This is a genomic window from Actinocrispum wychmicini (assembly GCF_004345645.1).
In the GTDB taxonomy this organism is placed as follows: domain Bacteria; phylum Actinomycetota; class Actinomycetes; order Mycobacteriales; family Pseudonocardiaceae; genus Kibdelosporangium; species Kibdelosporangium wychmicini.
Map to the genome: position 1 here is coordinate 81787 of NZ_SLWS01000016.1, position 25142 is coordinate 106928.

The following is a 25142-nucleotide window of genomic DNA, read 5'->3' on the forward strand; positions in this document are numbered from 1 at the left end:
GATCGTAGTTCCGCCGGGTGATGTGGTCTTCAAGACCCGCCAACCCTGTGGACAAGGGTCTTGAAGACCACCCAACCCCGGCGGTCAGAGGCCGAGTTCGGCCTCGAAGTTGCCTTCTTCCAGACGGCGTTTGATCGTCGACAGGAAGCGGCCCGCGTCCGCGCCGTCCACCAGGCGGTGGTCGTACGTCAGGCACAGGTACACCATCGAGCGGATGGCGATGGTGTCGTCGCCGCTGTCGTCGGTGAGGACGACCGGGCGCTTCACCACCACGCCGACGCCGAGGATGCCGACCTGCGGCTGCAGGATGATCGGCGTGTCCGACAGGGCGCCCGCGCTGCCCAGGTTGGTCAGCGAGAACGTGCCGCCGGCCAGCTCGTCCGGCTTGATCTTGTTCGACCGGGCCCGCGCGGCCAGGTCGGCGATCTTGTGCGCCAGGCCGGCCAGGTTGAGGTCACCTGCGTCGTGGATCACCGCGTTGAGCAGGCCACGCTCGGTGTCGATGGCGATGCCGAGGTGCTCGGCGCCGTGGTACGTGACCTCCTTGGCCTCCTCGTCGATGGACGCGTTCAGCTTCGGGTGCTGCTTGAGCGCCTCCACCGCGGCCTTGGCGAAGAACGGCAGGAACGTCAGCTTGATGCCCTCACGGGCCTCGAACGCCGTCTTCGCGCGCTGCCGCAACCGGGCGACCTTGGTGACGTCCACCTCGAACAGCTGGGTCAGCTGGGCCGAGACCTGCAGCGACTCCCGGGTGCGCTGCGCCACGATCTGCCGCAGCCGCGGCAGTTTCTCGGTCTTTCCACGCAGCGCGGCCGCTTCGGCGGACGGCTGGGCGGGCGCGGCGGCGGCCACGGGTGCCGGGGCGGCCGGAGCCGGGGCGGGCTGCTTGGCGGCCTCGATCGCGGCGACCACGTCCTGCTTGCGGATCCGGCCGCCGACCCCGGTGCCGGACACCGCGGTCAGGTCGATTCCGTTCTCCGAAGCCAGCTTGCGCACCAACGGCGTCACGTACGGCGCCTCGCCCGACCGGTCGTTGTTGTTGACCGTCTGCGCCGCCGGAGCTGGCGCGGGCGCGGGCGTCGGGGCCGGTGGGGGTGCCTGCTGGGCCACCGGCTCAGGTGCCGGTGCCGGAGCGGGAGTGGGCTGCGGAGCCGGTGCGGCCGGTGCGGCGGCGCCGGAGCCGATCACGGCGAGCTGGCCGCCGACCGCGACGGTGGCGTCCTCAGGCGCGCTGATCTCCAGCAACGTGCCGGCGACCGGCGACGGGATCTCGGTGTCCACCTTGTCGGTGGAGACCTCCAGCAGTGGCTCGTCGACGTCGACCGAGTCGCCGACCTGCTTGAGCCACCGGGTGACCGTGCCCTCGGTGACGCTCTCGCCGAGCTCCGGCATGGTCACCGGGGTCCCCGAAGCCGGCGCTGCGGGCGCCGACGCGACCGGGGCCGCAGGTTCCGGTGTGGGCTCCGGCTGTGGTTCCGGGGCGGCTTGGACCGGCGCGGCGGCTGGGGTGGGCTCCGCCGCGGGCGCGGCCGAGCCGTCGCCGATCACGGCCAGTTCGGCGCCGATCTCGACGGTCTCGTCCTCCTGGGCGACGATGCGCTCGAGCACACCGGCCGCCGGCGAGGGGATCTCGGTGTCGACCTTGTCGGTGGAGACCTCCAGCAGTGGCTCGTCGACCTCGACGGGGTCGCCGACCTGCTTGAGCCACCGGGTGACCGTGCCCTCGGTGACGCTCTCGCCGAGGGCCGGCATCTGGACGGAGAAGGCCATTGTTTCGCTGACTCCTCGTGCTTGTTCAGCCGTGCACGTGCAGTGGCTTGCCGGCAAGGGCGAGGAAGGCCTCGCCGATGGCTTCGGTCTGCGTTGGGTGGGCGTGGATGAGCGGGGCGACGTCCTCGGGGTACGCCTCCCAGCCGTAGATCAGCTGAGCCTCACCGATGAGCTCCCCGACGCGCTCACCGACCAGGGTCATGCCGACGACGGGGCCGTCCGGTGCCTTGATCACCTTCACGCCCCCGGCCGTCTTCAGGATCTTGCTCTTGCCGTTGCCGGCCAGGTCGTAGACGAGGGTCTGCGCGGAGCCGTACTTCTCCTTGGCGGCCGCCTCGGTCAGGCCGACCGAGGCCACCTCGGGCTTGCAGTACGTCACCCGCGGGATGCCCGCCTCGTCGATCACCTTCGGGTTGAGGCCCTGAATCTGCTCGGCCACGAAGATGCCCTGCTGGAAGCCGCGGTGCGCGAGCTGTAGGCCCGGCACGATGTCGCCGACCGCGTACACGTTCGGCAGGTTGGTGCGCAGCCGGTCGTCGGTCAGGACGAAGCCGCGCTCCATGGCCAGCCCGGCCTCCTCGTAGCCCATGGCGGCGGTGTTCGGGCCGCGGCCGACCGCGACCAGCAGCAGGTCGGCCTCGAACTGATCACCCGACTCCAGCGACACGGTCACCGTGTCGCCGGCCTGGGTGGCACCGGTGAACCGCACCCCGGTCTTGAACTTGATGCCGCGCTTGCGGAAGGCCCGCTCCAGCTGCTTGGACGCGTACTCGTCCTCCAGCGGCACCAGCCGCGGCAGCGCTTCCACGATGGTCACGTCCGCGCCGAACGACTTCCACACGCTGGCGAACTCGACGCCGATCACGCCGCCGCCCAGCACCACCACCCGCTCGGGCACGTAGTCCAGGTTGAGCGCCTGGTCGCTGGTGATGATCCGGCCGCCGATCTCCAAGCCGGGCAGGGTCTTGGCGTACGAGCCGCTGGCCAGGACCACGTTCTTGCCGATGTAGCGGTCGCCGCCGACCTCGACGGTGTTCGGCGCGACGAACCGGCCGGTGCCCTCGACCAACTGGACCTTGTTCAGCTTGGCCAGCCCCTGCAGCCCCTTGTAGAGCTGCGCGACCACGCCGTCCTTGTAGGAGTTCACGCCGTTGATGTCGATGCCCTCGAGTGAGCTCTTGACCCCGAACTGGTCACCCTCGCGCACGTTGTCGGCGATCTCCGCGGCGTGCAGCAACGCCTTCGTCGGGATACAGCCCCGGTGCAGGCACGTGCCGCCGAACTTGTCCTTCTCCACCACGATCACGGACAGGCCGAGCTCGGCCGCGCGGAACGCGCAGGCATAGCCTCCCGACCCGCCACCCAAGATCACCAGGTCAGCGGAGGTGTCACTCACTGGGTCTCCTCATCTTGTGTCCGTGCCGGTAGGCCACGGCCCGACCACACGCCATCTTGTCACTTCATCGGGCAGGCTTGCGAACTGGCCAGGTGTGGCGTCACCGCCACGGGCCGGCCGGCGGAGAATCATCGGTGAGAAGTACCCGAGAGAGGGGACGAGGTGGGGATTTTCGATCGGCTGCGCGGCAAGCCCAAGGCGGGGGTGACCCGAACGGCCAGCTCACGGGACGTCGAGCACCTGGCCGAATGGGCCCGGCAGCGGCGCGGCGTCGAAGCCTTTGTGGAGCCCCGGACCAATGTGACCCATACGACTGTGGTCCTGGTCGCACACGACGGGGAGTGGACCCGCCGCCGGGTGGACGACGCCGAAGCGGCCCGCTCACTGGGCAAGAAGCTGAGCATCCCGGTCTACGACGCGGCGATAGTCGGCTATCCCCAGCGCATGCGCGACTACACCAGCCGCAAAGCCGCCGAGGAGAAGCGGCGCAGAGCTTGATTGTCCTCGCTCCGCTCGGCCGGACTTGGTCGCCTGAAGCCGGCCTGTGTCCACCGCCGACCCCCTACAGGGGCCGCCCACCCCCACCGGTCCACCCCGCCCCACGCGACCGACATCTCCGCTCGGGGCTGAGTGGCGCTGTGCCTGGGGCGATGTCGGGCGTGTTGCGGGGCGTAAATGACCGGCGCGACCAAGTCGGGGCTCGTGAGCGCAGCTCACGAGCCCCGCTGCGCTAATCAACCGTTCTCAGCGATGTCGGCGAGGACGGCGGCGATGGTTCGGACCGGGACTCCGGTGCCGCCGCGGCTGGTGTAGCCCCAGGGGCCGGCGGAGTTGTAGGCCGGGCCGGCCACGTCGATGTGGGCCCACTGCAGGCCGTCGGCGACGAACTCGCGCAGGAAGATGCCGGCCGCGAGCATGCCGCCCCACCGGTGGCCGGTGACGTTCGCCAGGTCCGCCACCCGCGAGTCCAAATCGGAGCGCAGCTCGTCGGGCAGCGGCATCGGCCACGCGTGCTCGCCCACCGCCTGGGCGATCGACGCGACCCGGTCGCGGAACTCGTCCGAGCCCATCACGCCGGCTGTACGCTTGCCGAGCGCCACCACCTGGGCGCCGGTCAGGGTGGCGGTCTCAATGAGATAGTCCGGGGCGTCCTCGCCGGCCCGCACGATCGCGTCGGCCAGGATCAGCCGGCCCTCCGCGTCGGTGTTGAGCACCTCCACGGTCTTGCCGCCGTACATGGTCAGCACGTCACCGGGCCGGTAGGACGTGCCGGACGGCATGTTCTCGGCGATCGGCACGGTCGCGATCACCTCGAGCGGGTACTTCAGCTTCGCGGCCAGCAGCACGGACGCGATCACGGCCGCGGCGCCGGACATGTCGCTGGTCATCTCGTCCATGTTCGCCGCTGGCTTGATGGAGATGCCGCCGGTGTCGAACGTGATGCCCTTGCCGACCAGCGCGACCTTCTTCGACGCCTTCGGGCCCTTGTAGGACAGCCGGACCAGGCGGGGCAGGCGGGACGAGCCGCTGCCGACGCCGAGGATGCCGCCGTAGCCGCCTTTGCGCAGGGCCTTGTCGTCGAGGATCTCGACGGTCACGCCGGCGGCACTGGCCAGCGCCGCGGCGCGCTCCGCGAAGGACGCCGGGAACAGGTCGTTCGGCGGGGTGTTGATGAAGTCGCGGGCGGTGGTCACCGCCTCGCCGATCGCGGTGGCCGCCTTGAGCACGGCCTTGTTCTCCTTGGTGCCCTCGGCGGCGAGGTCGACCCGGGCGACCGAGCCGTCGCCGTTCTCCGACGACTTGTACTTCGTGAAGCTGTACGCGCCCAGGACGGTGCCTTCGACGGCGGCGTGCAGGTCCACAGCGGACAGGTAGGTGAGCGCGCGCTTCACTCCGGTCAGTGCGCGGGTCGCGGCGCCGGACGCGCGGCGTACCTGCTCCGGGGTGGCCTCGCTGCCCAGGCCGACCGCGATGACCAGGCCGGCGGGCAGTCGGCCGAGGGTGGGGATCTTCACGACCTCCTCGGCCTTGCCTGTGGCGCCGAGGGTCTTGAGCACGTCGACGAGGGTGCCGTCGAACGCCTCGTCGACCGCGTCGCTACCGGGGGCGAGCGCGAAGCCTTCCCCCTGCTGCACTGTCCCGATCACCACGACGTCGGCCGTGGTCTCGGTGACAGCTGTGTCGGACAGGGCGAGTTTGGGGGCGGTCACTGGCTACTCCTCGTTACACGGTTGATAGTGACGCATGCTAATGACCCGACGGTGCCCCGTGGCCGGTCAGGGGTCGTGGGATGTTCGCGTATTTGCCAGAGACTGTGAACGCGAACGCCCCACCTTCACCGGCGTGTCGCGTGATGCTCACACCGGGTAGCGGTTGGCTAGAACGAGTGAACCAACTGATGACCCGCTGGTCTGAATTGCCGGGATCTGGAAGGGTGATCCCGTGACTCAAGCCGCCCCCGACCGGCTGCGTGCCACTGCCGGGGTGTTCCCGGGCATGGCCGCGATGCTGGGGGCGGGGCTGCTGGTCGGGCTGGCACCGGCGTCCGCCGCGGCCGGTCGCTGGCTGATCGCCGGGATCGTGCTGGCCTTCCTGGCCGCGTTATGCGGCGCCTTGTCCACGTCGGACCAGTCGCGCCGGTTCGCCGGGGTGGGCGGCGGCTACCTGTACACCCGCCATCAGTTGGGGGTGCTGCCCGGCCGGATGGCCGGCAGTGTCGCACTTGTCGGCCGGATCTGCGCCGGCGCGGCCGTCGCGGGCACGTTCGGGGTGTACGTCGTGCCGCACCATCCGGTGATCGCCGCGATCGTCATGGTGGCCGCCGGCACGGTCCTGGACGCGTCGGGCTTCCGGCCGTCGCGCATGCTGGTCATGAGCGTGGTGATCTTCGTCGTCGCGGTGTTCGCGATCGTCGTGGTGGCGTGTTTCGCGATCGCGCCGCCGCCCGCGCTGCCGCTGCCGGCGGACGTGCCCGGTGCGGACGACGCCTCCGGGCTGCTCACCGCCGCCGGTGCGATGTTCTTCGCGTTCCTCGGGTTCGAGCACGTGACGTCCACGAACGAACGCGTGTACACGATCCACCAGTCCCGGGTGGCGATCCCGGTGATCCTGACGGTCACCCTCGGCGCGGGTGTGGCCCTCGGCGTCGCGGCCCTGCGCCAGCTCGGCGGAGGCAGGCTCGCGTTGTCACCGCGGCCGTTGTACGACGCGCTCATCGCCGCTGACGCCGCGTCGCTGACGCCGCTTATCACCGCCGCCGCGGCCGTCGCGACCTCGTTCGGCGTGCTCACGGCCATCGGCTCGATCCGGCGGACGCTGTCGGCCATGGCGGAGTTCTCGGACGTGCCGCCGTCGCTCGCGAACGTCGGACCGCGCGGTGTGTCCGTGCCCGCGGCCGTGCTCAGCGGGATCGCGATCGCCGGCGCGGCCGGCCTGTTGAACCCGCCGCAGGCCATCGAGGTCGCGGCCTGCCTGCTGTTGTTCTACTACGCGTTCACCAACGCCTCGGCGCGGCTGCTGATGTCCGGCCAACGTGTGTGGCCGCGGCGGTCCGCGTGTTTCGGGCTCGGTTTGTCCGTGCTCATCGGGATGAACATGTCCGTGAAGTATCTGGTAGTCGTGGTGATGGTGATGGCGGTCGGGTGCGTGTCCGGCGCGGTCTCGTCCAGGTACGCCAGAAGGTAGTGACCCGAAGACAAGTGAACTCGACCCAATCGGAGGGGTTTTCGGCATGCTGCGGGATTTACTGCTTCTCGGCCACATCGGGTTCGCCATCATCTGGATAGGCAGCCAGATCGGCATGCACGTACTCGCCATGCGCGTTCTCAAGGCGTCGCCGCAACGGCAGATGGACTACATCGACGACGTCGAATGGCTCGGCAACCGGCTGCAGGGCCCGGCCTCCTTCATGGTGCTGATCTTCGGCGTGCTGCTGGTCATCACCGACCCGATCCCGGCACAGACCCTGTTCGTCATCTTCGGTGTCCTTGGCTGGGTGGTCGTGATGGGGATCGCGACCCAGTACCTGGTCCGGCAGACCAAGCAGATCCGTGCACTGGCCGGCCAGCACGGCATCGAGGCGCCGGACGTGCAGGCGAAGATCAAGACAGTGTTGCGGGTGTCCTGGTTCGAATCGATCCTGCTGCTGCTCATCGTCTTCAACATGATCGCGAAACCGACGCTGTAACGTCTCCGCCCGTGAGTGACCTTCAGCGTGGGCCCTTGTACGACCTGCAAGCCGGCCTTGATGCCACCTTCGCCCCGTTCGGGGGCTGGGAGATGCCGATCCAGTACAAGACCGGCGTGGTCGCCGAGCACACGGCGGTCCGCGAGGCGGTCGGCGTCTTCGACGTGTCCCACCTCGGCAAGGTCCGGGTCGCCGGGCCGGGCGCGGCCGAGTTCCTGAACAAGTGCTTCACCAACGACCTGAACCGCATCAAGCCCGGCAAGGCGCAGTACACGTTCTGCTGCACCGACACCGGCGGCACGGTCGACGACCTCATCCAGTACCTGGTGAGCCCGGAGGACGTGTTCCTCGTACCGAACGCGGCGAACACCGCGGAGGTCGCGCGGATGCTCATCGAGGCCGCGCCGGACGACATCTCCGTCACCGACGAGCACCGCGAACACGCCGTGCTGGCCGTGCAGGGTCCGCGCTCGGCTGAACTGCTCACCGCCCTCGGGTTGCCCACTGAACTGGACTACATGGCATACGTGGACGCCGAGTGGCGGGACGTGCACGTCCGTGTATGCCGTACCGGATACACCGGTGAGCACGGCTACGAACTGATCCCGCGTTGGGAAGACGCGGCCGCGCTGTGGGCGGCGCTGACCGATGCCGGCGCCGTCCCATGTGGACTGGGCGCACGCGACACGCTCCGCACCGAGATGGGCTACCCGCTGCACGGACACGAGTTGTCCCTGGACATCAGCCCGGTGCAGGCGTTGTCGACGTGGGCGATCGGCTGGAAGAAGCCGGAGTTCTGGGGCCGCGAGGCGATGCTGGCCGAACGGGAGAACCCGACGAGTCGCATGCGCTGCCTGCGCGCGGTCGAACGCGGCGTGCCGCGTGCCGAGATGACTGTGCTCGACTCGGCCGGCACGGCGATCGGCGTGACCACGTCGGGCACGTTCTCGCCGACGTTGAAGACCGGTATCGGGCTGGCGCTCATCGACGTCAGCGCCGGCGTCGAACCCGGCTCGGAGGTCGTGCTGGACGTTCGTGGCCGTCGGTTGCGCTGCGAGATCGTCAAGGCCCCGTTCGTGGCGTCGCACGTCCGATAGGTGACCCTGGGGCGGGCCACCGCCCGCCCCTGCCCCTACATGATCACTATCGCGACCACCAGCAGGATCGCGACGAGCACGGAGGTGAGCACGAAGGGGCCGTTCTGCACGTCCCGCGGGAAGAACTTCCCGTGCTTGCGGCGCCACCACACGGCCCACCAGATGCCGCCGCCGATGGCCAGGATCACGCCGAACACGTCCACCCAGATGTAGCCGACCAGGCCGGCGAGGCCCAGGCCGAGTGGCATCATGGCGCCGACGGCGGCCGCGCGGAAGTCCGAGCCCAAGCCCGCTGAAACGCTGTTCTCAAGGGTGTCTGACACGGTTACCCATAGTAGGACGTCCGATCCTCGGGAAGGCGATTTTCTCGGGACGAAACGACGACTACCGTGCACCCATGACGTCCTTGCCCTTCACCCAGACCCGCAGCCCGAACCCGGCGACCCCGGAGCGGCTGCAGGAGGTACTGGCCAACCCTGGCTTCGGGCTGTACTTCACCGACCACATGGTGACGATCCGCTGGAGCACCGACCGCGGCTGGCACTCCGCCGCACTCGAGCCGTACCACCCGCTGACCCTCGACCCCGCCGCCACCGTCCTGCACTACGGTCAGGCCGTCTTCGAGGGCCTCAAGGCGTACCGCCACCCGGACGGGTCCATCGCGGCCTTCCGGCCGGACGCGAACGCCCGACGACTGCAGAACTCCGCCCGCCGGATGGCCATGCCGGAGCTGCCGACCGAACTGTTCGTCCAGTCCCTTGAGGAACTGGTCACAGTGGACGCCCGGTGGGTGCCCGACGACGGTGAGGAATCGCTGTACCTCCGGCCGTTCATGATCTCCGACGAGTCCACGCTCGGCGTGAACCGCCCGGCGAACCACTACCTGTACGCGGTCATCGCGTCCCCGGCCGGCGCCTACTTCGCCGGCGGCGTGAAGCCGGTGAAGGTGTGGCTGTGCGACGACTACGTGCGCGCGGCCCCCGGCGGCACCGGCGCGGCCAAGTTCGCCGGCAACTACGCGGCCTCGTTCGCCGGCCAGGCCGAGGCCGTGGCCCAGGGCTGCGACCAGGTGGTGTGGCTCGACGCGGTGGAGCGGCGCTGGGTCGAGGAGGTGGGCGCGATGAACCTGTTCTTCGTGTTCGGCTCCGGCGACGACGTGCGCCTGGTGACCCCTGAGCTCTCCGGCGCGCTGCTGCCCGGCATCACCCGGGACAGCCTGATCACCCTGGCCCGTGACCTCGGGTACACAGTGGAGGAACGCCGGATCTCCACCGAGGAGTGGGAGAAGAAGGCCGAGTCGGGCGAACTGACCGAGGTGTTCGGCTGCGGCACGGCCGCGGTGATCACACCGGTCGGCTCGGTGAAGTACCGCGACGGCGAGTTCTCGATCGGCGGCGGCCAGGCCGGCGAGGTGTCGATGCGGCTGCGCAGGGCGCTGTGCGACATCCAGCGCGGCTCCGCCGTGGACACCCACAACTGGATCCACCGTCTTGTTTAGACGCTCGCGGCCACCAGTACCAGAGTTGTGGTGAGTTCACAGGCGGCGCCAAGAACGTCGCCTGTGATCCCACCGAGGCGCCTGCGCGTGTGCGCCGTGAAGACGACCAGCCCGACCGCGGCGACGGCGACGGCGAGCGGACCTTGCCAGAGCCGTTCCGGGACGGTCGGGATAGCGGCGCTGAACAGCAGCACGAACCAGCAGATCGGCACCAGCACCGGCTGTGAGCCCGCGACCAGCGCGCCCAGGCCGTCGGGTCGAGCCGCGCGGACACCTTCGCGGCAGCACCACGAGAAAGCCGCCCGGCCGGCGGTGAACGCGACCACGATGAGTCCCCAGTGGACGGTCGCGATCGCGGTGGCCTGCAGGCCGATGGTGACGACCAGCGTCACGACCGCGAACGCGCCGACCCCGCCGTCCTTCATCACCGCGAGAGCCCGTTCCGGCGGTCCGTAGCAGCCGAGCCCGTCCGCGGTGTCCGCCAAGCCGTCGAGATGCATCCCCCGCGTCGCCAGCGCCACCACACCCACGCACAGCAGCCCCCCGAGCAGCCCGTGCACGCCCTGCATGACCGCGGCCACAAGCCCGCCGAGCACCACGCCGACCAGAGGCGCGAGCGCGATGGCCCGCCGGGCAGCCGCCCGGTCGACCGCGTCCACCCGCAACGGCAACACGGTCAACCACGAAAACGCCACCTTCACAGCGCCACACTCCACCATTTCGGACGTCGTGTCGCCTTGTCGGTGGCTCTCCTCAGCTGCGTCGCACCGACCGGCTGATCCTCGCGTGGGCTTACTCGGCGGTGGACACGCCGGCGTCGTCGGTGGTTGTGGTGTCGGCGGTGTCGGTGGCCGTCGACACCCCGGCGTCGTCGAAGGTGGCCATTTCGGCCAGGATCCGGGTGGCCATCGCGACGATGGGCAGTGCCGTCACCGCGCCGGAGCCTTCGCCGAGGCGCATCCCCATGTCCAGGATCGGCTCCAGGTTGAGCTGTTCCAGGGTCAGCTTGTGGGCGGGCTCGGTGGAGCGGTGGCCGGCGACCCACCACATCTTCGCGCCCGGCGCGAGTTCCTCGGCCACGAGCGCGGCGGCGCCGGACACGACACCGTCCAGGATCACCGGGGTTTTGCGGATCGCGGCCTGGGCGAGGAACGCGGCCATGGCGGCGATGTCGGCACCGGCGGCGGTCCGCAGCAGCTGCTTCGGGTCCGCGCTCACTTTCCGGGCACGACGCAGCGCGTCCCGGATCGCGGCGGTCTTGCGCATCCACGTCTGGTCGTCGATCCCGGTGCCGCGGCCGACGACGGCGACTGGTTCGGCTCCGGTGAGCGCGGCCACGAGCACGGCCGCCGGGGTGGTGTTGCCGATCCCCATGTCGCCCGCGACGAGCAGGTCCGCGCCGGCGTCCACCTCCTCGTCCGCGATGGCCTTGCCGGCTTCGAGCGCCTTGGTCAGCTCGTCCTCGGTGAGCGCGTCCTCCCGGTCGATCGATCCGGACCCGGACCGGACCTTCGACTTCGAGACCTCGGCGGACGTGTCGGCGGCGACGGACATGTCGACCACCCGCACGGTCGCACCCGCGGTCGCGGCCAGCACGTTCACCGCGGCGCCGCCGGCCAGGAAGTTGCCGACCATCTGGGCGGTGACCTCCGGTGGGTACGCCGACACGCCGTGCGCGGCGACACCGTGGTCACCGGCGAACACGACCACGCGGGGCCGGGTGAACGGCTTCGGCGGGCACACACCCTGGCACGACGCCACCCACACGCCCAGCTCCTCCAGCCGGCCGAGCGCGCCGGCCGGTTTGGTCAGCCGGTCCTGCCGGGCGAGCGCGTCCTGCTTGGCCGATTCGTCAGGGGGCGACACGTTCGAGAACACCCAGCAACCTCTTTTCAACGCAACCGCAGCGGGATTCCGGCCACGAGCAGGAGTACCTCGTCGCAACGTTGCGCCAACGCGGCATTGAGGGCGCCGAGCTCGTCCCGGAAGAGCCTGCCAGAGCGGGTGGGCGGCACAACCCCCAGGCCGACCTCGGCCGAGACCAGCACGATCCGCGCCTCGGTCGCGGCGACCGCCTCCACCAGGAACGCGCCCTCCCGGCGAACCAGGTCGAGACCCGCGCCCGCCCAGGCACCCGCGGCGTCCATCACCCCGGTCAGCCAGGTGGCGACGTCGTCGACGAGGGTCGGCCCCCGCGCGGCCCGGACGACGTCCGCCAGCTCCCGTGTGGCTTCGACCGTGCGCCACGTGTACGGGCGGCGGGCGATGTGCGCGTCGATCCGCGCGGTCCACTCCGGGTCGTCCGGATCACGCCGGCCGGTGGCGACGTACGTCACGTCGTCGTCCGCCGGTAACAGCCCCTCGGCGTGCGCCGACTTGCCGGACCTCGCCCCGCCCAGCACCAATGTCCTGCGGCTCACATGTCCCTCGAAGTCGCTGGTGACTTAGCCTCTTGCCAAAGTTATCCGGTCTGGGAGTACACGTGGACTATCGATGGCGTTGCCAGGACGCGGCCGGCCGCGACATCCCTGGCGAGGAGACCCATTTCGCCAGCCAGACACACGCCGAGGACTGGCTGCGGGCCACCTGGTCGGACCTGCTCGCGGCAGGCGTCGACCGGGTGACCCTGTTGCACGGCGAAGCCGAGGTGTACGGCCCGATGAGCCTGCACCCCGTCGACTAGGCGGCTACGGGACCACGGTGAGCCGGGGGTCGGTGGTCACCACGTCCTCGAGCACCGCGTCGATCTTGTCCAGCAGGCCGCGTTCCAGGACCACGCCGGCCGCTTTGACGTTCTCCTTGACCTGTTCGGGACGGGAGGCGCCGATGATCGCGGAGGCCACGTTCTGGTTCTGCAGGACCCAGGCGACCGCCAGCTGGGCCAGGGTCAGGTCGGCCTCGGCGGCGAGCGGCTTCAGCTGCTGGACGCGTTCCAGCACGTCATCCCGCAGGTACCGGGCCACGAAGTTCTTGCCCGACGGGTCCGTCGCCCGCGACCCCTCGGGGACTGGCTGGCCAGGCAGGTACTTGCCGGTCAGCACGCCCTGCGCGATCGGCGAGAACACGACCTGGCCGAGGCCTTCCCGTTCGGACGCCGGCACGACCTGGGACTCGATCACCCGCCACAGCATGGAGTACTGGGGCTGGTTGGAGATGAACGGCACGTTGAGCTCACGGGCCAGCGCGGCACCCCGGGTGATCTGCTCGCCCGTCCACTCCGAGACGCCGATGTACAGCACCTTGCCCTGCCGGACCAGGTCGGCGAACGCCAGCATGGTCTCCTCAAGCGGGACCGTGCGGTCGAACCGGTGCGCCTGGTAGACGTCGATGTAGTCGGTCTGCAGCCGCTTCAACGAGGCGTGCGCGGACTCGATGACGTGTTTGCGGCCGAGGCCGCGGTCGTTCGGGCCGCCGGGGCCGGTCGGCCAGTAGAGCTTGGTGAGGATCTCCAGGCTCTCCCGCCGCTGGCCGGCGAGCGCCCGGCCCAGCACCGACTCCGCCTTGGTGTTGGCGTAGACGTCGGCGGTGTCGAAGGTGGTGATGCCGGCGTCGAGCGCGGCCCGCACACAGGCGTGCGCCTGCTCCTCCTCGACCTGCGAACCGTGGGTGATCCAGTTGCCGTACGAGATCTCACTGACCGACAGCCCGCTGCGGCCAAGTCGACGAAACTCCATGCGCTCAACCTAGCAACAAGTTCGCCACGCTAACGGTCTGGAACCCCGATCACCTAGGGAATCGGCTGGCCCGGCCGCAGGCGCGGCTTGGGCACCCGCAGTTTGCGGATCTGGCTGGCGCGGACGAAGGAGTACCAGCCGATGGACATGCCCCGGACCGCCTCCTTGGGGAACTTCGCCCGGACCAGCTTGGTGATCCGGCGGCCGTTCACGATCCCCTCCAGGATCATCGCCACCAGCATGATCAGGCAGAGCAGGGTGGCGTACTGCTGGATCACGAAGTTCGGCACGAGCAACGCCACGAACACCAGGATCGCCAGCGGCATGAACAGGCCGAGCAGGTTGCGGCGGGTGTCCACGACGTCCCGCACGTACGCCTTCAGCGGGCCGCGGTCGCGGGGCATCAGGTACTGGTCGTCGCCGGCCATCATCCGCTCACGGCGCTCGCGGGCCGCGGCCCGGCGCTCGCCCTTGTTGCCGCGGTTGCGGCGCAGGGCCTCGCGGGTGGTCTTCGGCGCGGGCGCCACCGGACCCCGTTTCCGCGGCTCGGCGTCCCGGCGCTTCGGCGTCGGGCGGCCCTTGCCGGCGGTGTATCCCTTGGTTGTGGGTTCCTCGACCGCCGGCGCCTCCTCTTCGGGAGTGGCGTCGGCGTTGTCTGACGTGTTGCGGCGTAGGAACCTCACGATACGTAGATTATGACAAGCCCTGATGGGATGGTTCAGCGGATACGCTGCGATCCGTGCGCGTACTGATTGCTCCTGACTGTTTCGGCGGCACGCTGACCGCCCCGGAGGCCGCCCAGGCCATGGCCGACGGCTGGCGGGCGGCCGCCCCGGCGGACGAACTCGTGCTCAGGCCGTTGACCGACGGCGGCCCCGGCTTCGTGGACGTGCTGCACACGGTGCTCGGCGGCACCCTGCACACGGTGACCGTGACCGGTCCGCTCGGCGAGCCGGTGACCGCCACCTGGCTGGAGCACGAGGGCACCGGGTACGTCGAGTCGGCTCAGGCGAACGGGCTGCATCTGGTCGGAAAACCGGACCGGCGCCCGTTGGACGCCACCACGCGCGGCGTGGGCGAGCTGATGGTGGACGCGCGGGCCGCGGGCATGGAGTCGATCGTCGTCGGCCTGGGCGGCTCGTCCACCACGGACGGCGGCAAGGGGATGCTGGAGGTCACCGGCACAGGTGACTGGCCCAAGCTGATCGCCGCGACCGACGTGGAGAACCCCCTGCTGGGCGAGCACGGCGCCGCGCACACGTTCGGGCCGCAGAAGGGCGCGTCCCCGGAGGATGTGGCGGAGCTGGAGCGGCGGCTCGCGGCCTGGTCCGACGAGGTCGGGCCGGAGCATCGGGACAAGCCCGGCGCGGGCGCCGCGGGCGGGCTCGGATTCGGGCTGTTCCTGCTCGGCGCGACCCGAGTGTCCGGGGCCGGACTGGTCCGGGACCTGACCGGCCTTGGCCGGGCCATGGCCGACGCCCAGCTGGTGCTGACCGGCGAGGGCAGCTTCGACTGGCAGTCGCTGCGCGGCAAGCTCGTCACGTCGGTCGCCTCGGCGGCGGCCGACCGTGGCCTGCCGTGCCTCGTCCTGGCCGGCCAGGTCAGCGTCGGCAAGCGGGAGGCCGCGGCGGCCGGGATCGAGGCGTCGTTCGCCGTGGTCGATCACGCCGGCTCGGTCGAAGCGGCGTTCGCCGACCCGGCGGGCACCCTCGCGGCCCTGGCCACGGACGTGGCGCGACAGTGGTCGGCGTGACAGAAGCGGGCGCGTCGAAGTGTGTCACCATGGAATAGGACACGACGGCGGTGTGTTGGCACAGCCGTAGTCGACTTCAAGAGGAGTGCCATGACGACCGCGCAGGAGAACACGACCGAAGCGGCGACGACGCACGGTGTCACGCTGACCGACACTGCCGCAGGCAAGGCCAAGAGCCTGCTTGCGCAGGAAGGTCGCGACGACATGCACCTGCGTATCGCGGTGCAGCCTGGGGGCTGTGCCGGTCTGCGCTACCAGCTGTTCTTCGATGAGCGCGCGCTCGACGGCGACCTCTACCGTGACTTCGGCGGCCTGAAGGTGGCCGTGGACCGGATGAGCGCGCCGTACGTCGAGGGTGCCGTCATCGACTTCGTCGACACCATCGAGAAGCAGGGCTTCACGATCGAGAACCCGAACGCCACCGGTTCGTGCGCGTGCGGCGACTCGTTCCACTGAGCACCTGACGTGCGAAAAGGGGCCGCTGCCGCGGCCCCTTTTCGCTAGACGTACTCGTCCAGGCCCTCGACCTGGGCGCGGCAGCCGTCGGTGACCTCCCAGGCCGGGGCGAGCCTCGGCAGCAGCGGGTGCTGCGGGGGGCGGCGCACGGACGCCGGGATCTGGGCGCAGTCGGCGATCAGCTCGTCGATCGAGTCGGCCTCGGTGATGTTCACGTTCGCCACGTTATTGAGCACGCTGAGAGATGCCTAGGAGTACCAACCGGTAGTGTGCTTAGGCAGCCGACGAAACCACCCGTCCGGGTGGTCGACGTGGAGAGCCTGGCTGCCTGACTCGCAGGGAGGGCCCGGTGCCCGTTGCCGTATCGGGAAGCATCGCCACCGATCACCTCATGCACTTCCCCGGCCGTTTCGCCGAGCAGATCATCCCGGACCAGACCCACCGGCTGTCGCTCAGCTTCCTGGTGGACGACCTGCAGGTCCGGCGGGGCGGAATCGGCGCCAACATCGCCTTCGGGATGGGCGTACTCGGCTGTTCGCCGGTCCTGGTCGGCGCGGCCGGCTCGGACTTCGCCGACTACCGGTCCTGGCTGGAGCGCCACGGGGTGAACTGCGCGGGCGTGCGGATCTCGGAGACCGCGCACACCGCGCGGTTCGTGTGCACGACGGACGAGGACATGTGCCAGATCGCGTCGTTCTACGCGGGCGCGATGGCCGAGTCGCGGCTGATCGAACTGGAGCCGATCGAGGCCAGGGTCGGCGCGCTCGACCTGGTCCTGATCAGCCCGGACGACCCCGAAGGCATGCTGCGGCACGCCGAGGAGTGCCGGCAGCGCGGCTACATGTTCGCGGTCGACCCGTCCCAGCAGCTCGCCCGGATGAACGGCGACCAGGTCCGCGAGTTCGTCGTCGGCGCCGACTACCTGTTCAGCAACGACTACGAGTGGGAGCTGCTGCTCAAGAAGACCGGTTGGACCGAGGCGGACGTGCTCGGCAAGGTCGGCATGCGGATCACCACCCTGGGCGAGAAGGGCGTGGAGATCGTCGACAGCAAGGGCCCGGTCGTGCACGTGGCCGCCGTGCCGGAGCTGGCCAAGGCCGACCCCACCGGCGTCGGCGACGCGTTCCGCGCCGGCTTCCTCGCCGGCATGTCCCACGGCCTGGACCTGGAGCGCGCCGCACAACTCGGCTCGTACATCGCCGTGCTGGTGTTGGAGACCGTCGGCACCCAGGAATGGGCCTTCGACAACACCGAGGCCATCACCCGCATCAGCGGCGCCTTCGGTGAGGACGCCGCGAGGGACATCGCGGCCATCCTGCCGCAGTAAGCTATCGCGCCATGAGTGACGCCTGTGCCGTCGCGCACGGCACGGCCACGGATGAGCCTGGCGAACATCGCGTGCTGGTGGCGGTGTTCGCCTCACCCGTGGCCGAATTCCTTGTGCGGTACGGAGAAGACCTCGGCTACACCACGGTCCTGTTCGACCCGCCCGGCGACCTGCCGGCGTTGTGCGAACACACCGACGTCGTGGCCACCGACCACCACCGGGCGGACCTGGGCACCGCGCTGCGGGACGTGCTTGCCCATCCGGTGCGGTGGATCGGGGTGTTGGGCAACCCACGGCATGAGGGCCCGCACATCCGGCTGCTGACCGAGTTGGGGGTGCCCGCCGACGAGATCGCCCGGGTGCACCGTCCGGTCGGACTCAACATCGGGTCGCGGACCCCGGCGGAGATCGCGATCGCCACACTGGCCGGCCTGATCGCCGACCGCAACGGCCGGCCAGGCGGATTCGAGTTTCAGCTTGCGTAGTGCGCGGCGATCTCGTCGCTGGTGGTGAGCCAGACGCCGGGGTGGTTCGCCACGTACTCCAGGGCCTGGTCCAGGTATTTGTGCCGGAACGCCTGGCCGAGGATGAACGGGTGCACGGCCAGCGCCATCACACGGCCGTTGTCGGCTGACTCGGCGTACAGCTGGTCGAGTTGGTCGCGCACGATCTGGACGAAGTCCGGCCCGGTCATGCCTTTGCTGACGAAGATGCCGACGTCGTTCAGCTCCACCGAGTACGGCACGCTCAGCATTCCCGGCACGTTCAGCCGATACGGCTGGTCGTCGTTGGTCCAGTCGAGGACGTAGGTCAGGCCGAGTTCGGCGAGTAGGGCCGGGGTGTGGAACGTCTCGGTGAGCGCGGGCCCCATCCAGCCGTGTGGCCGGGTGCCGGTGGCTTTCTCGATGGTCGTCACGACGTCGGTGAGGTAGGCGCGTTCCTCGTCGACGGTCATGTCGGCCTGGAAGATCGAGTTGTTCTTCCCGTGCGCCAGCCAGGCCCAGTCGCGTTCCCGGCCGGCGTCGATGATCCGCGGGTTGTGTTCGTAGACGTCCGAGTTGAGCAGCACGCTCGCGCGGATCCCGTGCCGGTCCAGGGTGTCCAGCATTCGCCAGAACCCCACCCGCGGCCCGTAGTCGCGCCAGCCGAAGTTCAACGCGTCCGGCACCAGGTGCGCGGTGCCCTCGAACGTGCTTGTGGACCGCCGGTCCACTTGGTAGTGCTCGACGTTGAGGCCCAGGTAGAACGCCACCCGCGCGCCGCCGGGCCACTGGATCGGGTCGCGGTCGACGATCGGGTTGTCGGTGAAAAGTTCGATGTCCATGCATCTATGCTCGAACCATCACATCTGTGTGAAGGTCAAGGGGAACGTCATGCGTATCGGTGAACTCGCCGAACGGACCGGCACGTCCCGCCGGTTGCTGCGGTACTACGAGGAGCAGGGCCTGCTTGTGCCGGACCGGTCCGCCAACGGCTACCGCGAGTACGACGACACCCTGGTCGACCAGGTCGTCCGGATCAGGGGACTGCTCGCCGCCGGCGTGCCCACCAAGATCATCAGGCAGATCCTGCCGTGCCTGACCGAACGGGAGATCGTCCAGTTCTCCGGCACGACCGAACCGATCCTGACCGCGCTGGAACGTGAACGCGACCAGATGAGCGAACGCATCGAGTTCCTGACCCGCAACCGGGACGCGATCACCGGCTACATCACCGCCGTCAAGTCTCAGAGCCGCACAGGGTACTGAGGTTCGGGGATCTGCGGGCGGATCCGGCCCTCGACGAAGATCCCGTGCCAGATCATGAACACCAGCAGCGCCCAGATCCGGCGGCTGTGGTCGAGCTGCCCGGTCCGGTGCTCGTCCAGCAACGCCAGCACGGCCTGCCGGTCGAGCAGCTCGTCGGTCAGTGAGTCACGGATGATCGTGGCCGCCCACGGGTACATCTCGTCCTTGAGCCAGTGCCGGATCGGCACCGGGAAACCCAGCTTCCGGCGGTTGATCACGTGTGCCGGCACGATGTCCCGGATCGCCGCGCGCAGCGCGTACTTCGTCGTCTCCTTGGTGATCTTCTGTTCGAGCGGGATCTTCGCGGCGATCTTGAAGACTTCCGGGTCCAGGAACGGCACCCGCAGCTCCAGCGAGTTGGCCATGGTCATCTTGTCGGCCTTGACGAGAATGTCGCCGCGCAGCCAGGTGAACAGGTCCACGTGCTGCATCCGGGTCACCGGGTCCCACTCGGCCGACTGCCGGTACCACGGCGCGGTGATCTCCTCGTGCCCCACACCCGGGTTGAACGTGCGCAGCACGCGCTGGATCTGGTCGTCCCGGAAGATCCGCGCGTTGCCGTAGTACCGCTGCTCCAGGCTGAGCGCGCCGCGGCGGAGGAAGTCCTTGCCGCGCTTGCCTTCCGGCAGCTTCGTGGACAGGTTGCCCATCGCCTTGCGCAGCGCGCCCGGGACCTTCTCGAACGCCGCCAACGAGATCGGCTCGCGGTAGATCGTGTAGCCGCCGAACAGCTCGTCCGCGCCCTCGCCGGAGAGCACCACCTTCACGTACTGGCGCGCCTCGCGGGCGATGAACCACAGCGGCACCAGCGCCGGGTCGGCCACCGGGTCGTCCAGGTACCAGACGATCAACGGCAGGACGTCCATCATCTCCTGCGGCGACACCGTCCGGACCACGTGCTTCACGCCGATCGCCGCCGCCGACTCGGCGGCCACGTCCACCTCGGAGTACCCCTGCCGCTCGAATCCCGTGGTGAACGTGATCAGGTCCGGGTTGTGCTCCTTGGCCAGGGCCGCGATCACCGTCGAGTCGATGCCGCCGGAGAGGAACGAGCCGACCGTGACGTCCGCGCGCATGTGCTTGGCGACGGAGTCCTTCAACACGGCCGCGATGTCCGAGTGCAGACGACCCGCTTCGTACTGGCCAACCGAGGAAGTTTTGAACAGCGGCGTGAAGTACCGCTCGGTGGTCATCCGGCCGTCCGGGGTCACCGTGAACGACGTGCCCGACTCGACGCGGCGGACCGAGTCGTGCAGGGTCTCCGGCTCCGGCACGTACTGCATGACCAGGTAGTGCTGCAGAGCCGTCCGGTCAAGGCGTGGGGCGCTGCCCAACACCCGGGACAGCGCGAGCAGGCTCTTCTTCTCGCTGGCGAAGGCGACGCCACCAGGGCCGTAGCTGTAGAACAGCGGCTTGATGCCGAACGGGTCACGTGCGCCGAAGAGCACCTGGCGGTGGGAGTCCCAGATCAGGAACGCGAACATCCCTCGGAACCGGCTGACCACGCTCGGCCCGTAGTGGTGGTACGCGGCCACCATGGCCTCGGCCTCGCCGTCGGTGGCGAACTGGAGGTTGAACTCGCGCTTGAGGTCGGCGCGGATCTCCAGGTAGTTGTAGACCTCGCCGTTGAACAGGATGGTGTACCGGCCCGGGGCGTCCACCGGGCCCCAGTGCAGCGGCTGGTGCGAGTGCGCGATGTCCACGATCGAGAGCCGGTTGAACCCGAAGACCACGCCTGGCCCGACCCAGGTCCCGCTCTCGTCGGGGCCGCGGTGCCGCTGGCAGCGCAGTGCGCCGTCGACCGCGCCGCGGGCCCCCTCAGGGTCGAGTCCGGACGGGCACACCAGGCCAAGCAGACCGCACACTCTCGGCAACCTTCCTTTTCGAGGATGTGGTTGAAGGGCCAGTATGCCCGGCCGCCGGACACCGGTCCCCGTGCCCGGCCCCTGATCCGCGTCACATATGTCGCTGAGCTACGCTCCCGCAAGAGCGGATCGGCGAGGAGGAGAGCGAACGGTGAGCCAACAGGAGCCCTCGCGCGGGCGGCGGCTGGCCAAGATCGTCGGGCTGGTCGGCCTGGTCGCGCTCGCGGCGACCGGCTGCTCGGGGGAAGAGGTCCTGCGGTTCGGCTGGCCGAAGGGTGTCACCGAGCAGTCCGACGAGATGGTCAACCTGTGGACCGGCGCGGTGATCGCCTCGCTGGTCGTGGGTGTGTTCACGTGGATCCTGATGCTGTGGCCGGTCGTGTTCCACCGCAAGAAGGCCAGTGACACCGACCTGCCGCCGCAGCGCCAGTACAACACGCTGCTGGAGATGATCTACACCGGTGTGCCGGTGGTCATCGTGGTGGTGCTGTTCGTGTTCACCGCGACCACCGAGAACCGGGTGCTGGCCAAGACCGCCAACCCGGACGTGACCGTGGACGTGAAGGCCTTCCAGTGGAACTGGGACTTCGGCTACAAGCAGTCCAAGGGCGCCCAGCCGAAGACGCCGGACGGCGGCATGGTCCACACGGTCGGCAGCTCGCGGGAGATCCCGCTGCTGGTCGTGCCGGCCGGCCGCACGGTCGAGTACCAGCTGTCGTCCAACGACGTGATCCACTCGTTCTACGTGCCGGAGATGCACTTCAAGCGGGACGTCTTCCCGTACCCGGACAAGAACAACCAGGACAACACGTTCCAGAACAAGATCGACCGGCCGGGCTCGTTCGTCGGCCGCTGCGCCGAGCTGTGCGGCTCGTACCACGCGTTCATGAACTTCGAGGTGCGCGCGCTGCCCGGTGACCTGTTCGACCAGTACCTGGACCTGCGGACGCGGACCAACCCGACGACCAACCAGACGTACACGGCGGCCGAGGCGTTGTCGAAGATGGCCTGCGGCGACCTGTGCAAGCCGTACGCGGTGACCACCAGTCCCTTCAACACCGACCGCGTAGCGCGGACGGCTTCCGGCTGAGGCGAGGGAACATGAAGGTCGAAGCCAGGATCTTCCACATCTGCACGGGTTTCTTCTTCGCCGCAGCGGTCCTGTACGGCGTGTGGGCCAAGGAGCCGGTCGGCATCGTCGGCCTCACCCTGACCGGTGGGCTGTCGCTGATCATCGGCAGCTACTTCGGCTTCGTGTCCCGCCGGGTCGCCGAGCGGCCCGAGGACAACGAGAACGCCGAGGTCAGCGACGGTGCCGGTGAGCTGGGTTTCTTCAGCCCCGGCAGCTACTGGCCGGTGGCGTGCGCCGCGGCGGCCGCGCTCACCGCGTTCGCGCTGGCGTTCTTCCAGATCTGGCTGGTGATCATCGGCGTCGTGTGCGTCCTGCTCACGGTCGGCGGCCTGGTGTTCGAGTACCACACCGCCCCGGACAAGGACTGAACACCGAAGACGACCCGCTGGACGAGGCCGGGCGCCCGAACGTCACGGACGCCTGGCCCGAGCACCCGGTGGGCGAGGGCCGGACGCTGATCATGGTGCACAAGCACCTGCGTCAGGAGTTACGCCAGATCCGGGACGCCGTCGACGAGGTCGCCGCGGGCCGGCGGCCGGCTGAGGACGCCCGCTCACTGATCAGCCATATGACCATCCGGCAGAACTACTGGACCCTGGGTGGGTTCTGCGCGTCCTACTGCCGCGTTCTCACCCTGCACCACTCGCTGGAGGACCAGGTGTTCCCCGGCCTCGCCGGCCACGAGCCCGCACTCGGGCCGGTCATCGAGAAGCTCTCGCGGGAACACGAGGTGATCGCGGACGTGATCACCGGCCTGGACACCGCGCTGACCAGGCTGTTGAGCGACGAGACCGGCTTCGACGACGTCCGCGACCAGGTGGCCCTGCTCGACCGGCTGCTGACCTCGCACCTGGACTACGAGGAATCCCAACTGGTCGAACCGCTGGGCCGCCTCGGTTACTGAGCCGAGCCGGCCAGCTTGCCGGAGAACGCCGCCCAGTTGGCCAGCAGCGTGGCCGCCGCGCCCGAGTCGATCGCCTGGGCCACCTGCCGCAGTCCGGCGCTCAGATCGGCCTTCAGGTCGTCCGTGAGGCCCCGGTAGGCGGCCACCGCGCCGGCCGCGTTCAGCAGCACCGCGTCCCGAACCGGGCCCAGTTCGCCGCCGACCAGCCGCCGGACCACCTCGGCGTTCTCCTCCGGCTGGCCGCCGCGCAGGTCCTCCGGCCGGGCCGGCGCGAGGTCGAAGTCCGCCGGGTCGATCTTGTCCGCGCGAACCGTGCCGCCCTCGACGACCCACACCGAACTCGTCGTCGACGTGGTGATCTCGTCCAAGCCGTCGTCGCCGCGCACCACGAGCACGGACGAACCGCGCCGGGCGAACACCTCGGCCACCACCGGCGCCAGCTTCGCGAACGCGCAGCCCACCAGGGCGGCCGCCGGCTGGGCCGGGTTGGTCAACGGCCCCAGCACGTTGAAGGCGGTCGGAATGCCCAGCTCCCGGCGGGGCGCGCCGGCGTGCCGGAACGCGGGGTGGAACACCGGCGCGAAGCAGAACCCGACCCCCAGCTCCCGCACGCACTCCTGGACACCGTGCGCGTTCAGGCCGATCGCCACCCCCAGCATCTCCAGGACGTCGGCCGTGCCGGTCCTGGACGACGCGGACCGGTTGCCGTGCTTGACCACGGGCACCCCGGACGCGGCCACCACGATCGCGCTCATCGTCGAGATGTTGACGCTGCCGGACCGGTCGCCGCCGGTGCCCACCACGTCAACGGCCCGCCGCGGCACCGTGACCCGGTTGGCGTGCGCGAGCATCCCGTCGGCCAGGCCGGCGATCTCGTCCGGCGTCTCGCCCTTGGCGTGCAACGCCACCGCGAACCCGGCGATCTGCGCGGACGTGGCGCCGCCGGACATGATCTGGCCCATCGCCCACGACGTGTCGTCGGCGGTCAGGTCGCCGCCGTCCACCAAGTGGTGCAGCAGCGCCGGCCAGTTGTCGCGCGGCATCGCGGTCAACCCTTGACGACGGGCAGCTGGCGGGAGCGCAGCACGTCCGCGACGGTCTCGGCGGCGGTCAGCGGGTCGAGCGGGTGCACCAGCACGGCGTCCGCCTGCGACCAGGTGGCCAGCCAGCGGTCGTCCTTGCGGCGGACCGCGATCACGATCGGCGGGCAGTCGTCCAGCTCGTTCTTCAGCTGCCGGCACACGCCCATGCCGCCGGTCGGCTGCGCCTCGCCGTCCAGGATCGCCAGGTCGATGTCGCCCTCGTCCATGTGGTACAGCACGTCCGCGACCCCGTCGGCCTCAACGAACGTCACCCGGCCGATGTCCGCGGCCGGCCGGCGGCCGACAGCTGTGACGATGCTCTCCCGCACTTCAGGCCGGTGGCTGAAGACGAGGATGGTCAGCGGCTGCGTGCTCATCTGTGGGTGGTCCTCCGCCTCGACACCGAAATCACCGATAATGCGCCTGGTCACGACCGTCCGAATCCTAGTCCCCGACGAGGGCCGGACTTGAGCGGGATCCAACAGCGGACCCGACCGGGCGATGCGGACAACCGCAGGCCATAATGCGTCGCGTGACAACAGCATCGCCTTCGATCAGCCAGCGCGTGCATTCGCTGAACCGGCCGAACATGGTCAGCGTCGGCACGATCGTGTGGCTGTCCAGTGAGCTGATGTTCTTCGCCGGGCTGTTCGCCATGTTCTTCACGGTGAAGGCGCAGAACAGCACCGGTCACTGGCCGCCGCCCCTGACCCCGGGCGGCCAACCGATCGAACTCAACGTCTTCTTCTCGACGCCGTTCACCATCATCCTGGTGCTGTCCTCGGTCACGTGCCAGTTGGGTGTGTTCGCGGCCGAGCGGGGCGACGTGTTCGGGCTGCGTCGCTGGTACGTCGTCACGCTGATCATGGGCGCGGTCTTCCTCGGCGGCCAGGTCACCGAGTACATCAACCTGATCGGCGAGGGTGTCACCATCCCGTCCGGCGGGTTCGGCACGGTGTTCTTCCTGACCACCGGGTTCCACGGTCTGCACGTCACCGGCGGTCTGATCGCGTTCGTGTACCTGCTCATGCGCACCAAGATGAGCAAGTTCACGCCGGCGCAGGCGACCGCGGCGATCGTGGTCTCGTACTACTGGCACTTCGTCGACATCGTGTGGATCGGCCTGTTCGCGATCATCTACATCATCCCGTGACAGTGACGCTGGCGATGCCGAACCACACTCCCGAACCGACTTCACTAGCAAGGTGCCCATCA

At 69.4% G+C, this 25142-nt stretch carries 29 protein-coding genes; 15 read left to right on the forward strand and 14 right to left on the reverse strand.

Annotated features, from left to right (window positions below):
* Positions 1 to 84: 84 nt before the first annotated feature.
* Entirely contained in the window at positions 85 to 1770 is a 1686-nt protein-coding gene (sucB, locus tag EV192_RS47835) for a 2-oxoglutarate dehydrogenase, E2 component, dihydrolipoamide succinyltransferase (protein WP_132125444.1), read from the reverse strand.
* A 25-nt stretch (positions 1771 to 1795) separates the two neighbouring features.
* Positions 1796 to 3166: a dihydrolipoyl dehydrogenase gene (gene lpdA, locus EV192_RS47840; RefSeq protein WP_132125445.1), complete on the reverse strand. Its 1371-nt coding sequence runs from the start codon at positions 3164 to 3166 to the stop codon at positions 1796 to 1798.
* Positions 3167 to 3328: 162 nt separating this feature from the next.
* On the opposite strand from lpdA, the gene EV192_RS47845 reads away from it, so the two are divergent.
* The gene (locus EV192_RS47845; RefSeq protein ID WP_132125446.1) at positions 3329 to 3664 is read left to right on the forward strand and encodes an oxidoreductase; all 336 of its coding nucleotides are present in this window, start codon (positions 3329 to 3331) and stop codon (positions 3662 to 3664) included.
* Positions 3665 to 3900: 236 nt separating this feature from the next.
* Here the strand turns inward: EV192_RS47845 and EV192_RS47850 are convergent, their stop codons facing one another.
* The gene (locus EV192_RS47850; protein ID WP_132125447.1) at positions 3901 to 5376 is read right to left on the reverse strand and encodes a leucyl aminopeptidase; all 1476 of its coding nucleotides are present in this window, start codon (positions 5374 to 5376) and stop codon (positions 3901 to 3903) included.
* 232 nt (positions 5377 to 5608) lie between these two features.
* Here EV192_RS47850 and EV192_RS47855 point away from each other — a divergent pair, with 232 nt between their 5' ends.
* Genes EV192_RS47855 through gcvT form a run of 3 tightly spaced genes read left to right on the forward strand, consistent with a single transcriptional unit; the run spans position 5609 to position 8449 of the window.
* Positions 5609 to 6850 (forward strand): APC family permease, encoded by a 1242-nt coding sequence (locus EV192_RS47855; protein WP_132125448.1) that lies wholly within the window; start codon positions 5609 to 5611, stop codon positions 6848 to 6850.
* Positions 6851 to 6896: 46 nt separating this feature from the next.
* The gene (locus EV192_RS56530; RefSeq protein WP_165960979.1) at positions 6897 to 7352 is read left to right on the forward strand and encodes a hypothetical protein; all 456 of its coding nucleotides are present in this window, start codon (positions 6897 to 6899) and stop codon (positions 7350 to 7352) included.
* A gap of 11 nt (positions 7353 to 7363) precedes the next feature.
* On the forward strand, positions 7364 to 8449 hold the full coding sequence (gcvT, locus tag EV192_RS47860) for a glycine cleavage system aminomethyltransferase GcvT (RefSeq protein WP_165960980.1): 1086 nt from the start codon (positions 7364 to 7366) through the stop codon (positions 8447 to 8449).
* Positions 8450 to 8484: 35 nt separating this feature from the next.
* Here gcvT and EV192_RS47865 read toward each other — a convergent pair whose 3' ends face one another.
* The gene (locus tag EV192_RS47865) at positions 8485 to 8772 is read right to left on the reverse strand and encodes a hypothetical protein (protein WP_132125450.1); all 288 of its coding nucleotides are present in this window, start codon (positions 8770 to 8772) and stop codon (positions 8485 to 8487) included.
* Positions 8773 to 8846: 74 nt separating this feature from the next.
* Here EV192_RS47865 and EV192_RS47870 point away from each other — a divergent pair, with 74 nt between their 5' ends.
* Entirely contained in the window at positions 8847 to 9947 is a 1101-nt protein-coding gene (locus tag EV192_RS47870; RefSeq protein ID WP_132125451.1) for a branched-chain amino acid aminotransferase, read from the forward strand.
* Here EV192_RS47870 and EV192_RS47875 read toward each other — a convergent pair.
* The 3 genes from EV192_RS47875 to cobU form a co-directional block, all read right to left on the reverse strand.
* Positions 9944 to 10648 (reverse strand): adenosylcobinamide-GDP ribazoletransferase, encoded by a 705-nt coding sequence (locus tag EV192_RS47875; RefSeq protein WP_243727545.1) that lies wholly within the window; start codon positions 10646 to 10648, stop codon positions 9944 to 9946. The two genes, EV192_RS47870 and EV192_RS47875, sit on opposite strands and share 4 nt — an antisense overlap.
* Before the next feature lie 91 nt (positions 10649 to 10739).
* A complete protein-coding gene (gene cobT / locus EV192_RS47880) occupies positions 10740 to 11825 on the reverse strand; it encodes a nicotinate-nucleotide--dimethylbenzimidazole phosphoribosyltransferase (protein WP_243727546.1) in 1086 nt (361 codons plus the stop codon).
* 14 nt (positions 11826 to 11839) lie between these two features.
* Entirely contained in the window at positions 11840 to 12367 is a 528-nt protein-coding gene (gene cobU / locus EV192_RS47885; protein ID WP_132125454.1) for a bifunctional adenosylcobinamide kinase/adenosylcobinamide-phosphate guanylyltransferase, read from the reverse strand.
* Positions 12368 to 12429: 62 nt separating this feature from the next.
* Here cobU and EV192_RS47890 point away from each other — a divergent pair, with 62 nt between their 5' ends.
* The gene (locus EV192_RS47890; RefSeq protein WP_132125455.1) at positions 12430 to 12630 is read left to right on the forward strand and encodes a hypothetical protein; all 201 of its coding nucleotides are present in this window, start codon (positions 12430 to 12432) and stop codon (positions 12628 to 12630) included.
* Positions 12631 to 12634: 4 nt separating this feature from the next.
* Here the strand turns inward: EV192_RS47890 and EV192_RS47895 are convergent, their stop codons facing one another.
* Both EV192_RS47895 and EV192_RS47900 read right to left on the reverse strand, forming a co-directional pair.
* Entirely contained in the window at positions 12635 to 13621 is a 987-nt protein-coding gene (locus EV192_RS47895; protein ID WP_132125456.1) for an aldo/keto reductase family protein, read from the reverse strand.
* A 53-nt stretch (positions 13622 to 13674) separates the two neighbouring features.
* Positions 13675 to 14304 (reverse strand): DUF3043 domain-containing protein, encoded by a 630-nt coding sequence (locus EV192_RS47900; protein ID WP_132125457.1) that lies wholly within the window; start codon positions 14302 to 14304, stop codon positions 13675 to 13677.
* Positions 14305 to 14360: 56 nt separating this feature from the next.
* Here EV192_RS47900 and EV192_RS47905 point away from each other — a divergent pair, with 56 nt between their 5' ends.
* Positions 14361 to 15374: a glycerate kinase family protein gene (locus EV192_RS47905; RefSeq protein WP_132125458.1), complete on the forward strand. Its 1014-nt coding sequence runs from the start codon at positions 14361 to 14363 to the stop codon at positions 15372 to 15374.
* 90 nt (positions 15375 to 15464) lie between these two features.
* Entirely contained in the window at positions 15465 to 15830 is a 366-nt protein-coding gene (locus tag EV192_RS47910) for a HesB/IscA family protein (RefSeq protein WP_132125459.1), read from the forward strand.
* A 44-nt stretch (positions 15831 to 15874) separates the two neighbouring features.
* Here EV192_RS47910 and EV192_RS54395 read toward each other — a convergent pair whose 3' ends face one another.
* Positions 15875 to 16045 (reverse strand): hypothetical protein, encoded by a 171-nt coding sequence (locus tag EV192_RS54395; protein WP_165960981.1) that lies wholly within the window; start codon positions 16043 to 16045, stop codon positions 15875 to 15877.
* A gap of 176 nt (positions 16046 to 16221) precedes the next feature.
* On the opposite strand from EV192_RS54395, the gene EV192_RS47915 reads away from it, so the two are divergent.
* Together EV192_RS47915 and EV192_RS47920 are read left to right on the forward strand one after the other, a co-directional pair.
* The gene (locus tag EV192_RS47915) at positions 16222 to 17157 is read left to right on the forward strand and encodes a carbohydrate kinase family protein (protein WP_132125556.1); all 936 of its coding nucleotides are present in this window, start codon (positions 16222 to 16224) and stop codon (positions 17155 to 17157) included.
* An 11-nt stretch (positions 17158 to 17168) separates the two neighbouring features.
* Complete coding sequence (locus tag EV192_RS47920) at positions 17169 to 17642, forward strand: XdhC family protein (RefSeq protein WP_132125460.1); 474 nt, start codon at positions 17169 to 17171, stop codon at positions 17640 to 17642.
* Here the strand turns inward: EV192_RS47920 and EV192_RS47925 are convergent.
* Positions 17630 to 18481, reverse strand: coding sequence for a polysaccharide deacetylase family protein (locus tag EV192_RS47925; protein ID WP_132125461.1), 852 nt, complete (start codon positions 18479 to 18481; stop codon positions 17630 to 17632). The two genes, EV192_RS47920 and EV192_RS47925, sit on opposite strands and share 13 nt — an antisense overlap.
* Before the next feature lie 49 nt (positions 18482 to 18530).
* On the opposite strand from EV192_RS47925, the gene EV192_RS47930 reads away from it, so the two are divergent.
* Complete coding sequence (locus tag EV192_RS47930; RefSeq protein WP_132125462.1) at positions 18531 to 18905, forward strand: MerR family transcriptional regulator; 375 nt, start codon at positions 18531 to 18533, stop codon at positions 18903 to 18905.
* Here EV192_RS47930 and asnB read toward each other — a convergent pair.
* A complete protein-coding gene (gene asnB, locus EV192_RS47935) occupies positions 18884 to 20809 on the reverse strand; it encodes an asparagine synthase (glutamine-hydrolyzing) (RefSeq protein ID WP_132125463.1) in 1926 nt (641 codons plus the stop codon). The genes EV192_RS47930 and asnB overlap by 22 nt on opposite strands.
* 151 nt (positions 20810 to 20960) lie before the next feature.
* Here asnB and ctaC point away from each other — a divergent pair, with 151 nt between their 5' ends.
* The 3 genes from ctaC (at position 20961) to EV192_RS47950 (ending at position 22845) form a co-directional block, all read left to right on the forward strand.
* Entirely contained in the window at positions 20961 to 21899 is a 939-nt protein-coding gene (gene ctaC, locus EV192_RS47940) for an aa3-type cytochrome oxidase subunit II (RefSeq protein ID WP_165960982.1), read from the forward strand.
* Positions 21900 to 21910: 11 nt separating this feature from the next.
* Positions 21911 to 22309, forward strand: coding sequence for a cytochrome c oxidase subunit 4 (locus EV192_RS47945; protein ID WP_132125465.1), 399 nt, complete (start codon positions 21911 to 21913; stop codon positions 22307 to 22309).
* Between the two features lie 68 nt (positions 22310 to 22377).
* Positions 22378 to 22845 carry a hemerythrin domain-containing protein gene (locus EV192_RS47950; protein WP_132125466.1) on the forward strand — a complete coding sequence of 156 codons (468 nt, stop codon included), beginning with the start codon at positions 22378 to 22380 and terminating at the stop codon, positions 22843 to 22845.
* On the opposite strand, the gene trpD is transcribed toward EV192_RS47950, so the two are convergent.
* Positions 22839 to 23888 carry an anthranilate phosphoribosyltransferase gene (gene trpD / locus EV192_RS47955; protein ID WP_132125467.1) on the reverse strand — a complete coding sequence of 350 codons (1050 nt, stop codon included), beginning with the start codon at positions 23886 to 23888 and terminating at the stop codon, positions 22839 to 22841. The genes EV192_RS47950 and trpD overlap by 7 nt on opposite strands.
* Positions 23889 to 23893: 5 nt before the next feature.
* Positions 23894 to 24304 (reverse strand): response regulator transcription factor, encoded by a 411-nt coding sequence (locus EV192_RS47960; protein ID WP_132125557.1) that lies wholly within the window; start codon positions 24302 to 24304, stop codon positions 23894 to 23896.
* A 146-nt stretch (positions 24305 to 24450) separates the two neighbouring features.
* Here EV192_RS47960 and ctaE point away from each other — a divergent pair, with 146 nt between their 5' ends.
* Positions 24451 to 25080 carry an aa3-type cytochrome oxidase subunit III gene (gene ctaE / locus EV192_RS47965; RefSeq protein ID WP_132125468.1) on the forward strand — a complete coding sequence of 210 codons (630 nt, stop codon included), beginning with the start codon at positions 24451 to 24453 and terminating at the stop codon, positions 25078 to 25080.
* Positions 25081 to 25142: the final 62 nt, after the last annotated feature.

Coding starts and splice junctions, on each gene's coding strand:
- EV192_RS47960 (WP_132125557.1), bottom strand. CDS start 24,304: ATGAGCACGCAGCCGCTGACCATCCTCGTCTTCAGCCACCGGCCTGAA.
- sucB (WP_132125444.1), bottom strand. CDS start 1,770: ATGGCCTTCTCCGTCCAGATGCCGGCCCTCGGCGAGAGCGTCACCGAG.
- EV192_RS47925 (WP_132125461.1), bottom strand. CDS start 18,481: ATGGACATCGAACTTTTCACCGACAACCCGATCGTCGACCGCGACCCG.
- EV192_RS47895 (WP_132125456.1), bottom strand. CDS start 13,621: ATGGAGTTTCGTCGACTTGGCCGCAGCGGGCTGTCGGTCAGTGAGATC.
- EV192_RS47920 (WP_132125460.1), top strand. CDS start 17,169: ATGAGTGACGCCTGTGCCGTCGCGCACGGCACGGCCACGGATGAGCCT.
- EV192_RS47910 (WP_132125459.1), top strand. CDS start 15,465: ATGACGACCGCGCAGGAGAACACGACCGAAGCGGCGACGACGCACGGT.
- ctaE (WP_132125468.1), top strand. CDS start 24,451: ATGCGTCGCGTGACAACAGCATCGCCTTCGATCAGCCAGCGCGTGCAT.
- EV192_RS47945 (WP_132125465.1), top strand. CDS start 21,911: ATGAAGGTCGAAGCCAGGATCTTCCACATCTGCACGGGTTTCTTCTTC.
- trpD (WP_132125467.1), bottom strand. CDS start 23,888: ATGCCGCGCGACAACTGGCCGGCGCTGCTGCACCACTTGGTGGACGGC.
- EV192_RS56530 (WP_165960979.1), top strand. CDS start 6,897: ATGCTGCGGGATTTACTGCTTCTCGGCCACATCGGGTTCGCCATCATC.
- EV192_RS47870 (WP_132125451.1), top strand. CDS start 8,847: ATGACGTCCTTGCCCTTCACCCAGACCCGCAGCCCGAACCCGGCGACC.
- EV192_RS47930 (WP_132125462.1), top strand. CDS start 18,531: ATGCGTATCGGTGAACTCGCCGAACGGACCGGCACGTCCCGCCGGTTG.
- EV192_RS47915 (WP_132125556.1), top strand. CDS start 16,222: ATGCACTTCCCCGGCCGTTTCGCCGAGCAGATCATCCCGGACCAGACC.